The organism is Bacteriovorax sp. BAL6_X (assembly GCF_000443995.1).
Lineage (GTDB): Bacteria > Bdellovibrionota > Bacteriovoracia > Bacteriovoracales > Bacteriovoracaceae > Halobacteriovorax_A.
The window spans coordinates 247,197-267,521 of record NZ_AUMC01000010.1; the positions used below are offsets into that span (position 1 = coordinate 247,197).

A 20,325-nucleotide genomic window follows, 5' to 3' on the forward strand; every position below is an offset into this window, starting at 1 on the left:
GTTATCGGAAGATTAGTAAGATTTTATTAATATTGGAGGATAGCAGGAGACTATCCTCCGTAAAGTATTGAAATTAATAAACAGGAAACTCTTTACAAAGTTTTTCAACTTGGCCTTTGATGTCTTTTAGCGCGGCTTGATTTTCAGCATTTTTAAGTGCCTCAACAATCCAAGTTCCAATTTGTATCATTTGTTCTACGGCCATCCCACGAGTTGTAAGAGCTGGTGTTCCAAGACGAATACCACTTGTTACAAATGGAGACCTCTTGTCACCTGGAATCATATTCTTATTACAAGTAATCCCAGCTTCCTCTAGGGCCTTTTCAGCAACCTTTCCAGTAACACCGGCAGGATCTGTCTTCATTAGGATTAAGTGGTTGTCAGTTCCCCCTGAAACAATTTCCATTCCAAGGTCAGTAAGCTGCTTTGCTAGTGCTTGAGCATTAGTAATAACTTGTTTTTGGTAATCCTTATATTGTGGATCAAGTGCTTCTTTGAATGAAACTGCTTTTGCTGCAATAACATGCTCAAGAGGGCCACCTTGAATCCCTGGGAATACATTAAAGTTGATTTTTTTTGCAAGTTCTTCATCATTTGTCATGATAATTCCACCACGTGGTCCACGTAATGTTTTGTGAGTTGTTGATGTCACAATATGGGCATGTGGAAATGGTGAAGGATGTAGGCCTGCAGCAACAAGTCCTGCAATGTGTGCCATATCTACCATTAGGTAAGCTCCAACTTCATCTGCAATTTCTCTAAACTTTGCGAAGTTGATTGTTCTTGGGTAAGCTGATGCACCAGCAACAATTACTTTTGGTTGATGCTCTTTAGCAGCTCTTCTTACATCATCGTAGTCGATCATTTCTGTTTCTGGATTTAATCCATAAAACTTCACGTCAAAATACTTTCCTGAGAAGTTAACAGGAGAGCCATGAGTTAAGTGGCCACCTTCAGAAAGATTCATTCCAAGAATTTTATCTCCCGGAGCAATAATTGAAAAATATGCTGCCATATTCGCACTAGAACCAGAGTGTGGTTGTACGTTGGCAAATTTACAGCCAAAAAGCTCACAAAGGCGATTGATTGCAAGTTGCTCAACTGAGTCAACAACTTCACAACCACCGTAGTAGCGCTTATTTGGCAAACCTTCTGCATACTTATTTGTCAGTACTGAACCTTGTGCTTCCATGACAGCTTTTGATGTATAGTTCTCTGAAGCGATAAGTTCTAGGCCTTCCTCTTGTCTTGCTAATTCTTTATTTGTTAATGAGAAAATTTCCTCATCCATTTTTTCTAAACTATTGGCGTTTTTATGAAACATTCTTTTAGTCCTCAATTTTCTTCAATACAAGTGAAGAGTTAGTTGACCCAAAACCGAATGAGTTATTTAGGGCGTATTTAATATCTTTCTTAACTGCAGTATTTGCAGTGTAGTTAAGATCACATTTTGGGTCTTGATTGTCTAAGTTAATTGTTGGCGGGATGATTCCGTGGTGAAGAGCAAGAGCTGTAAAAACAGTTTCAACACCACCTGCTGCACCAAGAAGGTGGCCAGTCATTGACTTTGTTGAAGATACGTTAATTTTCTTAGCGTGCTCTTCTCCAAGAACTCTTTTTATAGCACCTGTTTCAGCAACATCCCCAAGTGGAGTAGAAGTTCCATGTGCATTTACGTAATCAATATCTTCTGGCCTTATCCCAGCATCCTCGATTGCTTTCTTCATACAACCATAAGCACCGTCTCCTTCTGGATGTGGAGCAGTAATATGGTGAGCATCAGAAGTAGCTCCATGACCTACGATCTCAGCATAGATCTTAGCACCTCTTTTTACAGCGCTGTCATAGTCTTCAAGAATTAGAACACCAGCACCTTCACCCATAACAAAACCATCACGATCTACATCAAATGGACGAGAAGCTTTTGTTGGCTCATCTGTACGTTTTGAGAAAGCTTTCATATTAATGAAGCCACCCATACCGAGGTTACAGATAACAGCTTCAGTACCACCTGTAATCATAAGGTCGTGACGTCCTGAGCGAATCTCCTCAACTGCATTTGAAATTGCATGACATGAAGATGCGCATGCTGAAGAAACTGTATAGTTAACCCCCATAAAGCCGTGTCTAATGCTTAGAACACCAGAGGCCATATTTGGAATAATTGCTGGAATGAAAAAAGGTGAGATACGACGAGGCCCACGCTCAACGAATGTCTTTGCTGTGTCTTCAGTGATCGGGAAACCACCAATACCAACACCTAGGATTGCACCAACTTTGTACTTGTCAAAATCTTCTAGGTTCGCACCAGAGTCTTTTAGTGCTTCTTCTGTGGCGTGAAGTGCGAAGTGAATGAAGCGGTCATATTTCTTTGCTTCACGAGCTTCCATGATACCTTCATCAAGTTGGAAATTCTTAACTTCACCAGCAATCTTAATTGCAAGATCTGGAATAGGGAAGCTTTCAGCTTCTGAGATTCCTGATTTTCCTTCAATTAATCCATTCCAAACTTCTTGAGTGTTGTGACCTAGTCCACAAATTGTTCCAAGGCCTGTGATAACAACGCGCTTACTACTTTTGCTACTCATGTATATTCCTTTATTTTCTTTAATACTTCTTAGTTTTTTTCCTAGTATTTGATAATTTTGCAGGCATTTTGACAAGGCGTAGAGGGTCTTAATTTTTACGCTTTTCAAGGATTACTGTTTAATACTTAACGCAATTTCAGTAAGTTGAACATATTATTCATTTTAAGCATTAATAACTTAATATTTTTAGAGACTTATACGATAAGACTGCCATGAAAAAGCTTAACCTATTAATTCTGTCAATTTTATCTGTTTACACTTTCGGTGCTAAGGTTTCGGTAGAGTTTGCCAATGATATGCGCTTTGATAGTTGCAATGCCCCAGAAGAAGTTCCAGTTGTTATCTGTGAAGACGGTGACTCTCAAGTTGTTCTTCAACGAAACCAAAGTGGCCACTTATTTGGAATCTACCGAAATGGGAGTAGTAAAGAAACAGAACTTTTTCCCGTTAGAACAATTAGTGATGGAAATGAAGTTATTTTTCATAATGCTAATAGTAAGCAATTTGTTTCTCAAAGAGCGGTTCAGGAGTTTGATACACCGGCCGCACGTATACAATCAATGGATGAGGCAAAAAAATCGATCTTCTCGCTGATTAGAAATATTGATCCTTCTCAAGAAGAAATTAGAGATAGCTTACAGAATATCTTAGAAGGTGTTGAAAATGATATTGAAAAACAAAATGAAAAAGTAACCCAAGCGTACACAAAAATGTGGGTCCAAGATAATAATAACAAAAATCATCAGTGTGAGATGGCCACTAAGTGTACTATTAAAAAATGTGGTGATAATCACTACATCATTTTTGATCCGGCCCGAAATGTTTATATGCCTATCAATTACTCTCGTGACACGAGAGGAAATGCTCAGTTCACTAAGAACGATAGTTATATCAAGTATGCTCGTACTTTTGGTGGTGCTGTTATTGAAAGAAATGAAGAGTATGAGAAGTCACGACTTACTATTCAAAGAAAGGCACCTGAAGCGATGGGGAACAACTCTACAACTTTCTTTAGCATGCAGGATGCTGGGTTTAGTGACTATCTAAAAAAAGTTCTTCCACATTGCCCAAAAGAGATTCAGGGAGATATTATTGGACTTGGTAGGCAATCAGTTCGCGAAAGAGACAATTTAGATTTCATTCATCTTGTTGATGTCGTAAATGGAAATATTAATAGTCAGTATATCAATCGCCAATTTTTACCGAAGAATAGCTGTCGCGATGGTGATAGTTACTATGCTTCTGATTCATATGAGAAAGTTCAAGACTATCGTCCACGTGCTAGTGGCGTTATCTCAATTCAAAAAGCAAATGAACTTTTTAAGAAGGCCCGTGCAATGAAAGGGATGGCCTGGGATTATGTACAAGACGGATGCTATGCTCGTTCAGAACTTATGGTTAATATGTTTGAAGAAGAAGGTGTTGTTGCAGATAAGGCCTGGGCATCAGGAAAGCTTAAAATTCCTAACCAACAATATCCTTTCTGGAGTTATCATACGGCACCTGTTGTTTATGTTGATAATGGAAGAGGCGGAGTTTCCAAGATGATCATTGATCCGGCAATTGCTTCAAAACCGATTCTTGTTAATGAGTGGCTAGAGACGATGGGGGCGGATGCTTCTAAAGTCGATCATGTGGGGTTTCCTCCAAGCTTAGATGCTGTGAGTGTAGGGAAGACTGCTTTTGGAATTGCTAGTAGGGAGTCATATCATCCACAAACTGCGTCCACTATGATGAGTCGCGAAGCTAGATCTAAGGCAGCAAAGGAATTACTAGCAAATTATGAGAAGAGAACTCTTTAGGAATAATTGAAATGAAAAAAATAATTCTTTGTATACTATTAAGCCATGTATCTGTTCATGCGGCCAACCTGGCAACATCGCAATATCATGTTTCAACTTTTAAGCTAGAGAAAGATCAAATTACTCTTAGTTTCGTGGAGAGTGCTCCCTTTTATCGAGCGAGCAAAAAAGATGCGAAGTGCTTTCAAATGGCAATAAAATCAAAAGAGAAGGTTGAAATTAAGTACGATTACAAAACTTTTCAGATTAAAAGTTGTAAAAATTTATAAAAAGAAAGCCTGCAATTTGCAGGCTTTTTTATCTAAGTATTAATTTTTGATTATTGCTTAGACTCTAGGTACTTAACAACGTCTTGAACAGACTTAAGACCTTCTGCATCTTCTTCTGGGATTTGAATATCAAATTCATCTTCCATTTTCATCATAAGCTCAACGATGTCTAGTGAGTCTAGGTTTAGATCGTCTACGAATGAAGTTGTAGCATTGATTTTTGCGATATCGATTTTTGTTTGATCCGCTACTAGTTGAATTACTTTTTGTTCCATATTTGTCTCCTAATAAATATATTAAGTTATAAACTCAATTTCTCTCTCTTATTATAAAAATTTAATTTCAGTATATTAATATTTTTCTAGATATAAAGTCCACCGTCAATTTTAATAACTTCACCTGTAATATATCCTGACGCTTGGCTAAGTAGAAAGCACACAAGATTTGATACATCTTCAGTTGACCCAAAGCGTGAAGTTGGAATCGAAGCAATATAGGCTTCCTTGGCCTTTTCTTCAAGAGCATCTGTCATATCTGTTTGGATAAAGCCTGGACAAATTGCGTTACAACGAATGTTGCGGCTAGCTAATTCTTTAGCAATTGACTTCGTTGCACCAATTAAACCTGCTTTAGAGGCCGCGTAAGCCGTCTGAGAAACATTTCCCATAAGTCCAACAACCGAGCTCATATTAACAATTGATACGTTTTCAGCTTTTAAGAATCCACGTGAACAGATACTTGTTAGCATGATAGCGCCTTTTAGGTTCGTATCAATTACTGCGTCAAGATCAGTTTTTCTAGTTCTTAGAAGAAGGGTGTCTTTTGAAACACCTGCATTGTTTACAAGACCTTCAATTGGACCAAATTCCTTTACGAAGTCATTTACGGCCGTTTTCATTTGTTCTTCATTATTAAGATCAAACATAAGTCCTGTAACATTTGAAGCACCAAGCCCTTTAAGTTGAGCCTCAACTTCTTTAGCTAGATCTTCTTTTCCTTCACGGTAGTTGAAGATAACGTGAGCACCTTGAGCAGCCAGTGATTTTGCAATATCTAGCCCAATACCACGGCTTGCACCAGTTACTAATACTCTTTTATTTTTTAAATCATTATAAGTTGCAATCATATTTGCTCCTATGAGTTTAAAGCTTCCCTAAGCTCATCAAAAGCACCTTCTTTATCTAGTGAGATAACTTTGATGTTACGGTTAATCTTTCTTGCTAGTCCCATTAGGACACGTCCTGGCCCAACTTCGACACAAAGAGTGTCATCATCTAGGCTTGCAAAACTTTGAGTCCAAAGAACTGAACCATCTATTTGTTTGATTAGGTTCTCTTTAACAACTTCACCGTCTGTACCAATTTGATACTTTTTGGCGTCAATATTGGCAATATAAGGAATTGTCGTTTTATTAAAAGTTACGTCATTAAAAAATGCTGCCATATTCTCTCTGGCCGGCTTCATAAGACTAGAGTGGAATGGTGCACTAACTTTTAATTCAACTGTCTTATGTGGGTCTGAGAAGTTTTCTGTGATCCAAGCAACGGCCTTATCACAGGCATCTGCATGTCCTGAAATAACGATTTGCCCTGGCTCATTAAAGTTGGCAGGCATAACCTCGTTACCTTCAGTTGAAACTTCCTTGCATGCCTTTTCAACAATTTCAGCAGGAACTCTCATAACGGCATACATTTTTCCCATTCCCGCAGGAACAGCTTCTTGCATATATTTTCCACGATTATGAACAGATCTTAGAGCGTCTTCAAAGCTCAGCGTTCCAGCTGCAACGAGGGCAGGATATTCACCAACAGAGTGTCCAAGTACACATGAAACTTCTACGCCAGCTTCATCTAGTAATTCTTTAGCCTTTTGGAATAGACCAATTGAATAAGTTAAAATTGCTGGTTGTGTATTTTGAGTAAGCGTAAGCTCTTCTTCCGGGCCTTCAAGCATGATATTTGAAAGGTTATAGCCGAGAGCACTGTTTGCTTTTTCAAGTAATTCAAATGATGGGTGTCCTTCAAGACTCTTTCCCATTCCTACGTATTGTGATCCCTGACCAGGGAAAATTAAAACAACTTTTTTCATAATATAAAACCTTAATTAATACCTAAGTAGAGTTGCTCCACTCGTTAAGCCCGCACCAAATGCATCTAGCAATAATAGCTGACCACGTTTGATTCTTCCATCAACAATTGCTTCGTGCATTGCAATTGGAACAGTTGCTGCTGATGTATTTGCATACTTATCAATATTAACAATAACTTTCTCAGGATTAATTCCTAGAAGCTTACCAGTAGTTTCGATAATTCTCACGTTTGCTTGGTGAGGAATTAGCCAATCAACTTCTTCGAGATCTTTACCTGCTTTTTCTAAAACTTTTTTTGCATTTTCGGCAAGTGTTCTCGTTGCTACACGGAACATTTCTTTACCTTTCATTTGCATATAGTGAGTTCTTTCGTCTAGGTGTTGAGTTGTAATTGGATCAACCGCTCCACCAACTGGTTGGTCAAAGAATTCTTTACCTGCACCATCTGCACCGAGTTCAAGTGATAAAATATCTGAATCATCATCATCTTCGTTTGCACCAACAATCGCAACACCACAGCCATCCCCAAAAAGAATACAAGTGTTTCGATCTTCCCAGTTAACTTCTCTTGATAGCATTTCAGAACCAACGACAAGTGCATTCTTAATAGCACCCATGCGAATTAGTCCTGTTACCATATTTAATCCGTAAACGAATCCCGAACAAGCTGCTGCGATATCAATGGCCGCACACTTATTTGTGATTCCTAATTTTTGTTGAAGAATACAAGCTGTATTAGGAAGTTTGTAATCTGGAGTAACCGAAGCGAAGATAATCATATCAATATCATTCGGTTCAAGGTTTGCTGCTTTTAGTGCATCTTGAGTTGCATGGTAGGCCATATCACTTGGCCATTCGCCACCTTCTGTTGAGCAAATATGACGTTGACGAATTCCCGTCCTTTCATAAATCCATTCATCACTTGTTTCGACCATGCTTTCTAGGTCGACATTTGTTCTAACTTCTTTTGGAGCGTAGATTCCAGTTCCTTTAATCTTTACTTTAATATCCATTTAAATTCCTAATCTTGGTAATAAAAAATTGCGCCTATTTTATTGAGTATAACAATGATGGGGAAGGGCAGGGGCGTTATTATTTGACACTGTGTGTTTTTAGGTGAAATTTACATAAAAAGGCCACATTTGTGGCCTTGCGTTCATTTTAAAAGTTTTGAAGCTTGTTCAAGCCTTTGTAGACGGCGTGAAGCCAATCCTGTCTTTAGGAATTGAACAAGGTCTGCCTTTTCATCCTCTGTTAGTTGCAGAGGACGTCTAATATCGTCATCGCTTATTAACTGATATCGCAATTTATTGTTAATAAAATTTTCATCTTTAACGATTTTTTCTTCGTAGTGACCTTGAGTTACTTCGTTAACAATATAGTTTTTTATGGCCACACGAGTGTGATTATAGTGCTCAACAACCTCTTCTAGGGTCTCATAGGCACCATTGTGCATATAAGGAGCAGATAAGTGTATATTTCTAAGTGGTGGTGTCCTGAAATTATATTGATCTGCTTTTTTACCTGTTACTTCAAAACGTCCTTTGTCATTCAAAGTTGCCGTAGCGCTAATTGGTCCAATTTGCGGTAACCCAATTGACTTGTAATCCCAGTCTGTTAAATGTTGGCCACTGTGGCAATTGATGCATGCGCCTTTATCTAAGAAAGTCTTAAGTCCTCTTTTTTCAGACTCATTTAATGCACTTAGATCACCGTTTAAGTACTCGTCATATGGTGTATCAACAAGATTGAAGTTTCTTGTAATGAAGGCAGCAAGTGAGTTAGCAACGTGTGAGATATCGATCTTTCCGGCTTCAAAGTCTCTAGGGTATGCCCTCTTGAAGAGGTTTTGGTACATGGCACTTTTAGATCCATTTAGTAGGCGATGAACATATGCATCCCATTTTGCTAGATCTCCTTTTTGAGAAGCGATTTCATTATCCTTTCCTAGCATCTCTTCAACCGAAAGAAGAGGAAAGATAACTTGCGCCGCAAGTGCATTGCGAATCTTCTTATTTAATTCTGTCTTAGCGTTTAACTCAGCACTAGGTGTTTTAAATTCTCCCTTGGTCCTGTCTACATGAACTCTTCCGTCCCAAAACATATCAGTGATTTCATCATAACCAAGGTTGATTAGTGCTGGAGCATGGCGCTTGATGATGGGCCCTTTGCCATCTTGAACACGACTTTTTCCAAGTCCGGCACCGCCTGTTCCAATCGAGAATGGAATATTGTCACCTGTTCCCAACATTGGGTGATGACAGTGCATACAGGTGATATCTTTATTTCCACTAAGACGAACCTCTGCAAATAATCTTGAGCCTAGGATGACTTCATTCTGGTTTTGTAATTGTGATTCAGGTAGGGAAGTTAAGTTGTGTTTTTTGATGAGCTTAGAAAGCGCTTCATCTAAAGGTGATAATGCAAATGTGTTAAATACGAATGCTATTGTTAAAAGTAATCTCATGCGTCTCTCTCTGTTTGTGTATCTAACTTATACTAAAAGAGAGTTTGATGGGTCAAACTGATTTTCGTTATGTTTTTGTTTAAATCAATTAAAACGCAAAAAGCCCACTCGAAAGAGTGGGCTTTTTTATATGAAAAATAATGAATTATCTTATTCTTCTACTTCTTCTGCGTCTGCTTTTGTAGCGAAGATTTTCTTACCTTTCCAGTAACCAGATGGAGAGATACATCCCTTCTTAGTTAGTTCACCAGTTGTTGAATCAGCTACAACTACATTGTTCGCGTAAAGCTTGTGTGTTTGTCCAGCTCTTCTTAGGCCTTTTCTTGAAACACTTGTCTTCTTCTTAGGTACTGCCATTTTCTACTCCGTTATATTCAACTTCAATATTTAACTACAATTGTGAGCTTACTTTATTACCTTACTCACTTCATTATTACAAGCCTAAAAGTTAGGCCTAATTAATTGCTATGTCCGCAACTGTCTGTATTTAGGTCGACTCCACAAGTTTGGCAAAGACCTTTGCAATCCGCGTCATGAACTGGGTAGTGATTTATGGCCAAAAAGCAATTTTCAGCTACTGCTTCTCTTAGATCTGCCTTACCTCTTTCATGAAAAAACATATCGGCCGTTTCATCTGAAATATAAATTTCGTCGACTTCCTCATACACTGGATCATCTTCATATCTCTTATTGATGAAAGCACATGTAAATTCAGTTTCAAACTCTTGGGGAGTGTCTAGTAAGCAGCGAACACAAGTTGCTGTATAGGCTCCAGAAGCTTTTCCTTTTACAATAAGGTGCTCGCCAAAAGTATAGTCACGAGCATTCTTTAGTTGAAGCTCAACATTTAAGTGCTCAAGGCCTTCTGGCTTAACTTCCGGATCGAAGTCTTTTGTGATGCCATCAAGAATTGATTTTACCCATGCATTATCCTTATCAGTTAGTTGGTAAGTTTCAAATTCGTCACCAACACGAGAGATAAGGATGGTTGAGTCTTTCAAGAATGTATTATCTTTATTTACGATTTGCATTTTATCCTCTGTCATTTGAACTCTCTGTTTATATTGCGAAGGGCCAAAAGGCAAGAAAATTGGGACATTATGAACGTAATCGTGTACTTTTTTACTTATGAGAATCTTTCTAACGGGCTTTTCTGGAGCCGGCAAAACAACATTTGGTGAGAAGTTATCTAAGAACGATCAATTTCAAGTATTTGACTTAGATGAAGAAATCTTTAATCGCATGGGTACTGGTTATGACACGTTAGCTGGGTATATCGAAGACATTGGAATCGATGAGTATCGCAAAGACGAAATTGATATGATTAAGCTCCTTCATCAAAATATGAAAGATGACTACCTCATTTCACTAGGGGCCGGAGCACTCGATGAGCAAGATGTTGTTGATTTCATCTCTGAAGTTGGTGGAAAACTAGTTTATATTCAAAGTACTTTTGAAGAGTGTTGGGAGAGACTTAAAAAAGAAGGTAATCGCCCACTAGCAAAGAATGGAATGGATTTCATGAAGGATCTTTATGAAAAACGTGTTCCACGCTATGAAAAAAGTGATCTATTTCTAACTCAGTCCCAAATTCAAGAAATAAATACAGTAGAAGAGCTCTTAAAATTGCTATAGCCCTTGTATTTTGATACGATTTTAGACGATGTTATGTCCTTAGAAGGAGTTTTTGCGCCATGACAATGATTAGTCCAAAAGTAGCCGTTCTTTCTTCAATGATTGAAGATTGTAAGGGATTTTCTAAAATCTTTAAAAATATCAATATTCTTATCGATTCATTTGATGATGCTAACACATTTCTAATATCTCATATTCAAAGACAATATGACTTAGTTTTAGTGCGCGCTCAAGATGTGGACTACGAAGGCCAATCTCTATTTGATCGCCCAGAGCTAAAGAAAGTTGAAAGAGTGTTCATTGTTAACTCAAATTCTGATCTTAAGTCTGTTGCAAAAATTGAAAGCCTTGGCTCAATTTTCACGGGACTCGATTTACTTGTTCAAGTTCGTGGTGTTCTCGATCAATACAATCGCAAAACAGCATTAATGAGACAGGTGAGTCAGTTTGAAGCTTTCCACGATAAGTATCGTCATAAGCAAGAAGCACTAGTTGCTAGTCTAGAGAGTGAAAGAACAAAGACTTTGTATGGAAAGGACTTCTTTGAAGTTTGTGATTCGATAAACTTTAATAAGGATAATAGTGATTTTAAATCATTAGTTGCAAATGTATTTGAGCCACAAGAATTCGTCGCAAGTATTACGGTCTTTGAACTTAATCGAAAAACAAATAAATTATGTGCTGTTAAGTACGATGGGATGAAAAATATCAATGTCCCTGATATTTGGCTAGGCCATATTAGACTAAATGGTGTCAATGAGAACGGAATGAATATGGTTAAAAATATTGTTTCTAACCTTGTTCATAATCCTGTTGTCACTCTTGCAATGTCGGCTAACGCAGAAGATATTACAGCTGTTGTCGCACTTGAAGTAGACCGCGATTATTTATTTAATTTTAACTGGCAAGTTGTAGAGTCTCTGCTTAGTGGAGTTTATTCACAACTCGTCAATGCAAATACTCACTCTGCAGCAGTTGCAAGTGTTCAAGGCCCGTTTGAGCTCCTTGGAGAAATCTCTCAAACTACTCACGGAAGAAATTTAATTGCAGTAGATACGTCTGAAATTACAGACCTATTAGAGTTAAGATCTGACTTTGATTTTGATTGGGAAACTTTTTGGCGTGATATGAAGATCAACTTATCGCAGGTAACTAATTTATCAAATATATATAATATCTCTTTTGAATCAATTATTTTAAATGTTGAAAATGACTTCTTTGATGAGAGTTTTGAGGCAACGAAAGATCTTTGTAAGAATATTCGTTTAGCAAAGTATTTCTCAGGGAAGGATAAGAGCTTAATTCTATCAATGTCTTTAAACGTATTTGAAGTTCCGTATTCTCAATACTCAATGGTAACAACTGCAAGAAAATTGAAATCTAAGAGATCGTTTCAAGAAAGAACATTATGAGAATAAAAAGTTGCATGGAGATTAACGTCTCAAATCTTGCAAGTAACTATCAACTACTAAAAGAAATTTGTCCAAATAATGAGGCCCTTTTTATGGTTAAGGCAAATGCCTATGGCCATGGAATGGTTCCTATCGTTAAGTTTGCGTATTTTGAATTGGGAATAAAGGAATTTGGCTGTGCTAGTATTGGTGAAGCATTAAGGCTTCGTGAAGAAATACCAAATGGAGAGTTTGAAGTTTACGTTTTCTCTGATGTAAATCTCGATCTTCAAGAAGCAGCCGACATCTATCTAAATAACCGTATAATTCCTGTTTTATCAAATGAATCAAATTTGAAGTATTTTTTAGAGCAGGAAGACTTTAGATTTTTCCCACTGTGTTTAAAATTTAACACGGGTATGAATCGCTTAGGCTTAAGACTTGATCGAGTTGATGAAGTCGTTAAACTAATCAAGGCATCTGGTAGGAACAGTATTTATCATCTGATGTCTCATTTCTCGAGTTCAAGTTTATCAATGATTAAGAATAAGAGAAATCTTGCGCAGAAGGAAAATTGGCGAGAATTAAAGTCTCAATTAACTGCCGCAGGAATTGAAATTGATAAGTCTTCTCTAGCAAATTCTGGAGCTATTGAGCAAAAAGTAGGACTAGAAGAAACACATATCAGACCGGGGCTTATGATGTATGGGCCAACATCACTGCTTCCTCAATATAGTCATTTGAGCTGTTGGCAAGGAAAATTAATTTCAAGACTCGAAACAACTTTTATTAATAGTTTTAAAGTTGATCGAGGTACGCCAATTGGATACGGAGCAACTCCATGTCCAACGGATGGGGTCGTCGGAATATTTGCTCTGGGTTATGGTGATGGGTTTTCAACTCGCTACCAAAATGTTCACTTGAGACATGGCAGTGAAGTCGGCCAAATTGTAGGACGAGTGAATATGGATATGGGACAAATTTTATTTAATAATCAAAGTCTTGAAATAAAAAATGGGGAGAGATTCGTGGTTTGGGATCAGGAAGGTGAAAACTTTTCAAATATTTGCCTTGAGTCTAAGACAATTCCTTATGAAGTGTTTATTCACTTAACAGAAAGAATTCCCAAAATTTATCGCCAGTAAGTAGCAGTTTCACTCTTTTTCATTTAAAATTTCAGTAATGAATTATTTACTTAAAAGTTTTGTAATCTTTAATGAAAACTTAGGCCGTATCTTTATTAAAAATATTGCGGGCCTTGGTACGATAATGAATTTTATCGTTAGCTTTTTCTATTGGGCAACTAGAAGGCCTTATCGCTTTAAATTATTTTTTGAGCAGATGGATTTTATTGGCAATAAAAGTTTATTCATTATTTTTTTGGCCGGATCATTTACAGGAATGGTTATGGCCTATCAGACCTATTTTGGCTTTAAGTTAATAAATGTTGATTCATTAGTTGGGCCAGTTGTTGCTATTACTTTAGCAAAAGAGCTTGCACCTGTTTTAACAGGACTTATTGTTGCTGGACGTGCAGGAGCAGCAATGGCCGCACAGATAGGAACAATGAAGGTGACGGAGCAAATTGATGCTCTAGAAGTTATGGGCATTAGTAGTGTTCAATTTCTTGCCGTTCCAAGAATCGTTGCAGGAACACTTTCACTTCCACTACTGTCTATTTTCTTTTTACTTGTTGGAAATATTGGTTCTTATATTGTTGGTACGATTGCATTAAAAATTGATGATGCAATCTATCTCTCAAAGCTTGGTCAGTTCATGTACGTCTCAGACATCTTTCAAGGGATTATTAAAGCAACAGTATTTGGTTTTGTTATTTCTGTTATTGGTACATACTTTGGCTTTTCTGTTACAAAAGGGGCCCAAGGTGTAGGTAAGGGAACTAATTTAGCTGTTGTTTGGGGAATGATCTCCGTACTCGTTCTTGACTATTTCTTAACGAGCTTTTTAGTGCAGGTGATGTAGAATGTTACACTTTAAAGATTCGTCAGTAAAAATATCTAATTTAACTAAGACTTTTGGTAAGCATACAGTTTTAAATGATCTAAGTTTTGATATTGAAAGAGGAAGTATTACTACAATTCTAGGATTCTCAGGAGCAGGTAAGTCAACTCTTTTAAAACATATCTTAGGACTCCATCATCCAACTTCTGGGAAGATTGAAGTTTTAGGTAAAGATCTTTCCCTCTTAGAAGAGGATGAGCTTAGAAGATTTCGTCAAAATTACGGAATGCTTTTTCAATATGCAGCGCTTTTTGATTCTAAAACTACTTATGAAAATGTAGCCTTTCCATTAGAAGAATTTACAAAAATGAGTCCTGAGGAAGTTGAAGAGAAAGTGTTCGGTTTACTTAAGTCAGTTGGACTTCAAGAAATTTCTTTTGATAAGCTACCAAGCGAACTTTCTGGTGGGATGAGAAAAAGGGTTGGTCTTGCAAGAGCACTTGCCTTGAGTCCACAAGTAATGCTCTATGATGAACCAACTACTGGTCTGGATCCAATTACGACAAAAATGGTCAACGACTTAATTGTCGATACAGGCCATAAACATAAAAATATAGGATTAACGTCAATTATTATTTCTCACGATGTAAAAGCAACGCTGGAAATTTCCGACTACGTTGCCTTCCTGAATCGTGGTAATATTGTTGAGTACTTACCTGCAAAAGAGTTTAAAAATTCAAAGCACCCGCTCGTGCAAGAGTTTATAAATCTGTAAGTACTAAGCCTAGGGAAGAGGGTTAAAAATGAATGAATTTAAAGTAGGGTTGATGGCCCTTACTGCCATGATAGCTGTCGTTGTCATGTCACTTGTTGTAACTTCGAATCAATCAGGGTTTGGAACTTATAATGAGTATTACACTACGGTTAGCGATGCTTCTGGTATTTTTCCAAAAACGCCAATTAAGGTTGCCGGTATTAATGCCGGTAGAATTAAGGATATTCGTCTTATTGGGAATAAAGCAGAAATTACTTTTGAAGTTCTTTCAAGAGTAGGGATTACAAAGGGATCTAAGCTTAAGATTCGTTCAGTTGGTTTCCTAGGGGATAAGTATTTAGAGATTTATATTGAAAACTCAAAAGAAGTACTTCCTGATGGCTCTGAGATTATTGCGGAGGAAAAAGCAGGAATTGAAACTCTCTTAAAAGATGCAACTGAAGTTATGCAAGATGTGAAAACTCTAGTTGGTAGTATCAAAGAGTCATTTGTTCCTGAAGGTGGTGAACCGGCCATGAAGAAGATTATTCGCGATGTTCAGCTTACACTCGAAAATACTCGTGAGATGACGTCGAAGCTAAACGATATGGTTGGGCGAAATAATGAGAAGATTCAAAATATTGTTAATAATTTAGAAGCTTTCTCTGATCAGATTGCATATCAGACGGATGCTAATGAGCCAGAAAGTGCTGTCGCGGACGTTAAGGAAATCTTAAAGAAAACAGATCGCATGATGGCAGACCTCCAAGACCTTGTAAGAGATATAAAAGATGGGAAGGGAACTGTAGGTAAACTTTTAGTTGAAGAAGAGATAGCTGATGAAGTTAAAACGACTCTAGCAAGTGTACAAAAAGTTATTGGACGTGTTGATAGTATCCGTACACAGTTTTCTGTTTATACAGGTGCTAATACTGGAACAGGGCAAACGGACACAACTGCTGAGCTTAGAATATTTCCTTCACCAGGTCGCTTCTATTTACTTGGTGTAACAACGACTGAGTTTGGACCAGAAAGAAGAAAAATTACGGAAACAACAGTTGGTGGAACGACAACTACCGTTGATGAAAAGAAGAGAAAGTATAATGATGTGCTTCTTAATCTTCAGCTTGGGCGACGAATTGATAATTGGACGTTTCGTGGTGGTCTAATTGAATCATATGGTGGATTTGCTGTGGATTATAATTTTGATGATTATGGTCTGGTATCGACACTAGAAGTTTTTGATTATCGTGAAGATGTAGGGCCAAATATTCGTGTTGGTCTAGATTTACAACTTTGGAATGTACTTTATGGTAAAATCGAAGGTGAGGATTTAATTAATGACCCACATGCGGTCTACAGTCTTGGTCTAAAGTTTAATGATGAGGACTTAAAAGGATTTATAGGAATCTTTCTATAGGATGTAGTAAATAGATGATGGACAATAGAAATTGGCTAATTCGCACAAAATCAAATAAGATTCTTGGCCCACTTTCGAAACAAAAAGTTATCGAATTTGTTCAAGATGGAACTCTTACGGATGAAGATGAAATCTGTAGTGGTAATGGTTATTGGTTTTGGATTAAAGAAGACGACTTATTGAATCGTTACTTATTTGGCGAAGAAGAGCAGAATTTTAATCCGGTTTCTGAAGCAAAAACGAAGGTGGCCTCTAGTGTAACAAAACTAGTAAAGACTACTGGTATCGTTGATAAGATAAAGGATTTTAAAGAGGATGTTCCATCGACACCTCCAACTCCTCAAGTTGAGGCTTCATCGAGTGGAGCGATTTCGATTAGTACAAATGAAGATGATGAAGAGATCGTGTTACCAGAAGATGGTGACCTCGACTTTCCTGAGCCCATAGATTATAGCAATAACACTCTTCCACAGCACGATGCTCCTGTAAACGCAAGTCCTCTAAAGGATCTGGACTCTGGTGTAAGTATGTCAGAAGTTGCTTTGGCCATGAATATTGAAGAGGAAGAAGAGATAATTCTACCATGTAATGATGATTTAGATTTTCCTGATGTTGGTAGTACTCAAAATACAATTTCTCTTGAAAAGGAAGAAGAGAGTTCAGCAGGTAGCCAAATTGACCTGCTAGTTGCAGAAGCGGAAGCAGAAGTTAACGTACAAAAAGAGGAATCTGAGGCTAAACCTGACCTCGATAATATTGCTGAAGATGCTAGGCTTATACTTGAGAGCGAAAAATTGGCCGATCTACCAAAGTCGGCTCCAGTTTTAAATGAAGATGAGGATAGTGTTCAGCCTATGAAGGTAGTTGAAATGCCTCGACCTAGAAAAAAGAAAGTTAAGAAGAAATCAGGAAAATCCAAAAAGAAGAAAAGAAAGAGTGATTATAGCTTCGTTTATTTGGCAATTGGTGTACTCATTATTTTACTTTTCTTTATCTCGAAATTTTATTCGAAATTAGTTGGGAAAGATCTTTTCTCTAAGATGCAATTCAAGATGCCGACAACAACTGTTCTTGCTCAAGAATTCCAAGTTGATAAAAAAAAAAGATATTTTTAAACTTTGTTAATATATCTTATAACTTATCTTTGAGTGGTGTTGAATATAAGCCGGAGTTTGTAAAATCACCACCTACTAATTGCTCTGATATTTCTAAATTTGAATTTAATTTAATTTATGCTTTCACAACATCTGGTCAATCTTCAAATCAATGGATTGAATTCCAGACTAAGTGTCAGGAACTTTTTTACTCTGATATAGTTTTAAAGAATAAAAGTGAAGTCCGCTCAATGAAGCAGGTTGAAGAGCTGGAAAGTGCTCTCAAGATAAAATTCGATAGTAAGAAAATAGCTCATCAAAAGTTATTAAAAAAATTAGAAAGAAGCAACTTTCATCAGCTTGTGTTAGAGATTGTTATAGCATCTTCTCTTAATAAGGGAGAATGGCTCACTGGCATTATCATTGACCTTCTAAAGAGGAATATTGAGCTTTATCCTGTTTGGATAAATAATAATATTCCAAAACAAGCCAGAGCTCGATATGAAGCCGCTCTAATTAGAGTATTTAATATTATAAATGACTCAAGTATAGACGAAGTTTATAAATTAATGCTTTTTAAAAAATTTACTCATATCTCTACAGGAGATAGTCGATTAAAGTTAACACAGCTTCTAAATCAGACATTTGGATCTGCTCTAGAGTTTGATCTATCAAGTTATAAGTTTGGAGTTAAGCTCGCACCGTTTTGGGTCCAAGAGCTTGATGATTTTAAGATGAAGCAGAAGCTAGTTGAGCGCTATTTTAATACACCTGCTATTCAAGGATTCGATGCTTATGGGAATATTCTATTTGAGTATAATATTCCTAATATTGGAAAGAAGAGAGATGATTTAATTAATAAAGTAGCGACTTCATATAAGTCTTATAATTTTGAGAAGATGATGGCCTTAATTGTTGGGCTAAGAAATCCTGTCTTTAAGAGAGAGCTTATTAAGAAAGACTTATTTTTTGAAAGGCCAATCTTTAGTATTGAAAGAACATACTTGGCGAATAAGTTAAGTGAAAAAAATAGTAGCTGGATTGCGTTTCATTTACTATATCTAGGTCAAAGGGACGAAAATATAATTAAGAATATAATGGTCGATCTATGAAAAATATCTTTATCTATCCAACTGATACCGTATGGGGAATTGGTGGAAATCCATTTGAAATTGAAACATATGAGTTAATTGCTAAAATTAAGGGGACTTCTATAAATAAGCCCTTAAGTATCTTAACAAATGATATACAGAATATAGTCCAAAACTTTCGTGGATCTGAAAGTTTAGATGAATTATTTGATGAGCTTTTTAAGTATCAAATTACAGTTGGTATTCCTAAGGCCAGCTTGAAGATTAGCTTTCCATCAGGGCCATTTGATGAAACAAATTATATCTGTTTTCGCGTAATTCAAAATGAGATTATCGATGAATGCATAAAGGATTTTCCTGGCTTTATAACTTCTACTAGTTTAAATCTAACTGGTGAAGATCCGATTAGTGACTCTGATGAGGCGAACCTCTTTTGGCAAAAGCATTGTCCAAAAACAAATTTTATTAGTTCTGAGTACTTAGTTCCAAGTGGTAAATCTTCGACAATTGTATTTATCTCTGGTCTTAGTGCAAAGATTATTCGTGAAGGTGAGGATATTCAAAATATTCTCAAAACTTTAGATAGGCATGGAATTAATTACTAATTATTCTCAACCTGAGTTTTATCGTTTTTCACGTGATTCAATTGAACTAGCAAATCTCGTCGTTAACTATCTTATTGAAAACTTTATTAGTCCTGGAAGAGTTGCAGACCTATGCTGTGGCAGTGGTGTTATCTCTCTTGAGATTCTTCAAAAAATAATGGATGACCCTTCTCTTAAGGTGAGCTCTATTGATTTCTATGAACGACAAGAGGATTACAGAAAGCACCTTGAAAATAATATTGGCCAAGTAAGTGAATACTTTCCTAATACAGATTTCAATATCAATATTTGTAATATTCTAAAAGATTTAGAACAGTCTCAAGATCGATATGATCTAATTGTAATGAATCCTCCTTACTTTCATCACGCCAGTGGCCGTTCACCAAAAGATGAAAGAACAAGAATTTGTCGAGAGTATAAGGATGGACAACTAAATGGCCTTTTGAGTAGAGGTGTTGAGCTTTTATCTGCTAATGGAAGACTCTTCTTTGTTTGCCGTGAGGATAAAGACAGCATCAGAGTTATTAAAGAGCTTTCACTTAAGTATCGAGTTGAGAAGGTAAGTGAGGCCAGTGCCTTTTCAATCTACTTACTTCTTCGTTCGTAATTGAAAGTATAAAGACTTTAGTGATTCTTTAAGGTCCTTATCACCAATATCTCTAAACTCATTCTCTGCTGCCTGCATAATGGCCTTGTATTCGGGCGATTGAGGGTGAAGTCTATTTTCAACTTCTTTCTTTACTTGCTCTTTCTTAACAACGGCAGACTTCTTCTTTGTGAAATATTGATTATCAACTTGGAAGAATACTTTTGTGATATGGCCTTTTGTTTGTGGCAGAACATTACCAATCGATTTGATAATTTCTGTTTCCATATATTTTAGTTGTTGAGCATAGACAGGGTGAGAAGTTAAAATTGTCAGAGACTTGTGCTTAAGCTTTAGTGGAATTGTAAATTGTGAAAGTCTTGGACCAACAATTTTATCCCATGAATTTGACAGATCGAGGAAGTCAAAAAGATCCACACTTCCAAGTCCTTTTTTCTTTGGAGCATAGTTCTTGTAACGTGCTAATTGCCCGTCAGTATCAATATCTTTGAGGATGTCTTTGAGGTTTTTCACAGCATGCATCATATATTAAATAGGCTCTTACAGTCAAA

The 20,325-nt window shown here is 36.9% G+C and carries 22 protein-coding genes; 12 read left to right on the forward strand and 10 right to left on the reverse strand.

Translation table 11 applies throughout. The annotated features are described in order from the left end of the window. Positions 1 to 73 precede the first annotated feature (73 nt). Entirely contained in the window at positions 74 to 1,324 is a 1,251-nt protein-coding gene (gene glyA / locus M902_RS11730) for a serine hydroxymethyltransferase (RefSeq protein ID WP_021267774.1), read from the reverse strand. A 4-nt stretch (positions 1,325 to 1,328) separates the two neighbouring features. Continuing rightward, on the reverse strand, positions 1,329 to 2,588 hold the full coding sequence (fabF, locus tag M902_RS11735; RefSeq protein WP_021267772.1) for a beta-ketoacyl-ACP synthase II: 1,260 nt from the start codon (positions 2,586 to 2,588) through the stop codon (positions 1,329 to 1,331). A gap of 212 nt (positions 2,589 to 2,800) precedes the next feature. Between fabF and M902_RS11740 the strand changes: the two genes are divergently transcribed. Together M902_RS11740 and M902_RS11745 are read left to right on the forward strand one after the other, a co-directional pair. Further along, on the forward strand, positions 2,801 to 4,390 hold the full coding sequence (locus tag M902_RS11740; protein ID WP_021268682.1) for a protein-glutamine glutaminase family protein: 1,590 nt from the start codon (positions 2,801 to 2,803) through the stop codon (positions 4,388 to 4,390). Positions 4,391 to 4,401: 11 nt separating this feature from the next. Continuing rightward, a complete protein-coding gene (locus M902_RS11745) occupies positions 4,402 to 4,659 on the forward strand; it encodes a hypothetical protein (RefSeq protein ID WP_021268670.1) in 258 nt (85 codons plus the stop codon). A gap of 50 nt (positions 4,660 to 4,709) precedes the next feature. On the opposite strand, the gene acpP is transcribed toward M902_RS11745, so the two are convergent. The 7 genes from acpP to M902_RS11780 form a co-directional block, all read right to left on the reverse strand. Beyond that, positions 4,710 to 4,934 carry an acyl carrier protein gene (acpP, locus tag M902_RS11750; RefSeq protein ID WP_021268262.1) on the reverse strand — a complete coding sequence of 75 codons (225 nt, stop codon included), beginning with the start codon at positions 4,932 to 4,934 and terminating at the stop codon, positions 4,710 to 4,712. 86 nt (positions 4,935 to 5,020) lie between these two features. Continuing rightward, positions 5,021 to 5,785, reverse strand: a complete 765-nt coding sequence (gene fabG, locus M902_RS11755; RefSeq protein WP_021268615.1) for a 3-oxoacyl-ACP reductase FabG — start codon at positions 5,783 to 5,785, stop codon at positions 5,021 to 5,023. Between the two features lie 8 nt (positions 5,786 to 5,793). Beyond that, positions 5,794 to 6,747, reverse strand: coding sequence for an ACP S-malonyltransferase (gene fabD / locus M902_RS11760; protein WP_021268447.1), 954 nt, complete (start codon positions 6,745 to 6,747; stop codon positions 5,794 to 5,796). 15 nt (positions 6,748 to 6,762) lie between these two features. After that, entirely contained in the window at positions 6,763 to 7,761 is a 999-nt protein-coding gene (locus M902_RS11765; RefSeq protein ID WP_021267875.1) for a beta-ketoacyl-ACP synthase III, read from the reverse strand. Between the two features lie 143 nt (positions 7,762 to 7,904). After that, positions 7,905 to 9,215: a cytochrome-c peroxidase gene (locus M902_RS11770; RefSeq protein ID WP_021267761.1), complete on the reverse strand. Its 1,311-nt coding sequence runs from the start codon at positions 9,213 to 9,215 to the stop codon at positions 7,905 to 7,907. Between the two features lie 150 nt (positions 9,216 to 9,365). Continuing rightward, positions 9,366 to 9,572 carry a 50S ribosomal protein L32 gene (gene rpmF, locus M902_RS11775; RefSeq protein WP_021268644.1) on the reverse strand — a complete coding sequence of 69 codons (207 nt, stop codon included), beginning with the start codon at positions 9,570 to 9,572 and terminating at the stop codon, positions 9,366 to 9,368. A gap of 101 nt (positions 9,573 to 9,673) precedes the next feature. Continuing rightward, positions 9,674 to 10,261 carry a DUF177 domain-containing protein gene (locus tag M902_RS11780; protein WP_040314756.1) on the reverse strand — a complete coding sequence of 196 codons (588 nt, stop codon included), beginning with the start codon at positions 10,259 to 10,261 and terminating at the stop codon, positions 9,674 to 9,676. Positions 10,262 to 10,343: 82 nt separating this feature from the next. Between M902_RS11780 and M902_RS11785 the strand changes: the two genes are divergently transcribed. Genes M902_RS11785 through M902_RS11830 form a run of 10 tightly spaced genes read left to right on the forward strand, consistent with a single transcriptional unit; the run spans position 10,344 to position 19,774 of the window. Further along, on the forward strand, positions 10,344 to 10,850 hold the full coding sequence (locus M902_RS11785; RefSeq protein ID WP_021268430.1) for a shikimate kinase: 507 nt from the start codon (positions 10,344 to 10,346) through the stop codon (positions 10,848 to 10,850). Positions 10,851 to 10,909: 59 nt separating this feature from the next. After that, a complete protein-coding gene (locus tag M902_RS11790) occupies positions 10,910 to 12,262 on the forward strand; it encodes a hypothetical protein (RefSeq protein ID WP_021268066.1) in 1,353 nt (450 codons plus the stop codon). After that, on the forward strand, positions 12,259 to 13,386 hold the full coding sequence (alr, locus tag M902_RS11795) for an alanine racemase (protein WP_040314758.1): 1,128 nt from the start codon (positions 12,259 to 12,261) through the stop codon (positions 13,384 to 13,386). Before M902_RS11790 ends, alr begins: the two co-directional genes overlap by 4 nt. Positions 13,387 to 13,423: 37 nt before the next feature. Then, on the forward strand, positions 13,424 to 14,224 hold the full coding sequence (locus tag M902_RS11800; RefSeq protein WP_021267809.1) for an ABC transporter permease: 801 nt from the start codon (positions 13,424 to 13,426) through the stop codon (positions 14,222 to 14,224). A 1-nt stretch (position 14,225) separates the two neighbouring features. After that, positions 14,226 to 14,978, forward strand: coding sequence for an ABC transporter ATP-binding protein (locus M902_RS11805; RefSeq protein WP_021267763.1), 753 nt, complete (start codon positions 14,226 to 14,228; stop codon positions 14,976 to 14,978). A 28-nt stretch (positions 14,979 to 15,006) separates the two neighbouring features. Next, a complete protein-coding gene (locus M902_RS11810; RefSeq protein WP_021268183.1) occupies positions 15,007 to 16,377 on the forward strand; it encodes an MlaD family protein in 1,371 nt (456 codons plus the stop codon). A gap of 14 nt (positions 16,378 to 16,391) precedes the next feature. Next, the gene (locus M902_RS11815; RefSeq protein ID WP_021268073.1) at positions 16,392 to 17,492 is read left to right on the forward strand and encodes a hypothetical protein; all 1,101 of its coding nucleotides are present in this window, start codon (positions 16,392 to 16,394) and stop codon (positions 17,490 to 17,492) included. Positions 17,493 to 17,521: 29 nt separating this feature from the next. Then, on the forward strand, positions 17,522 to 18,583 hold the full coding sequence (locus M902_RS11820; protein ID WP_021268214.1) for a hypothetical protein: 1,062 nt from the start codon (positions 17,522 to 17,524) through the stop codon (positions 18,581 to 18,583). Continuing rightward, the gene (locus tag M902_RS11825) at positions 18,580 to 19,167 is read left to right on the forward strand and encodes a Sua5/YciO/YrdC/YwlC family protein (RefSeq protein WP_021267865.1); all 588 of its coding nucleotides are present in this window, start codon (positions 18,580 to 18,582) and stop codon (positions 19,165 to 19,167) included. The genes M902_RS11820 and M902_RS11825 overlap by 4 nt, the downstream gene beginning before the upstream one ends. Next, positions 19,151 to 19,774 (forward strand): methyltransferase, encoded by a 624-nt coding sequence (locus M902_RS11830; protein ID WP_021268296.1) that lies wholly within the window; start codon positions 19,151 to 19,153, stop codon positions 19,772 to 19,774. The genes M902_RS11825 and M902_RS11830 overlap by 17 nt, the downstream gene beginning before the upstream one ends. Here the strand turns inward: M902_RS11830 and M902_RS11835 are convergent. Continuing rightward, positions 19,757 to 20,287: a DUF721 domain-containing protein gene (locus tag M902_RS11835; protein ID WP_198011897.1), complete on the reverse strand. Its 531-nt coding sequence runs from the start codon at positions 20,285 to 20,287 to the stop codon at positions 19,757 to 19,759. The two genes, M902_RS11830 and M902_RS11835, sit on opposite strands and share 18 nt — an antisense overlap. Between the last annotated feature and the right edge of the window lie 38 nt (positions 20,288 to 20,325).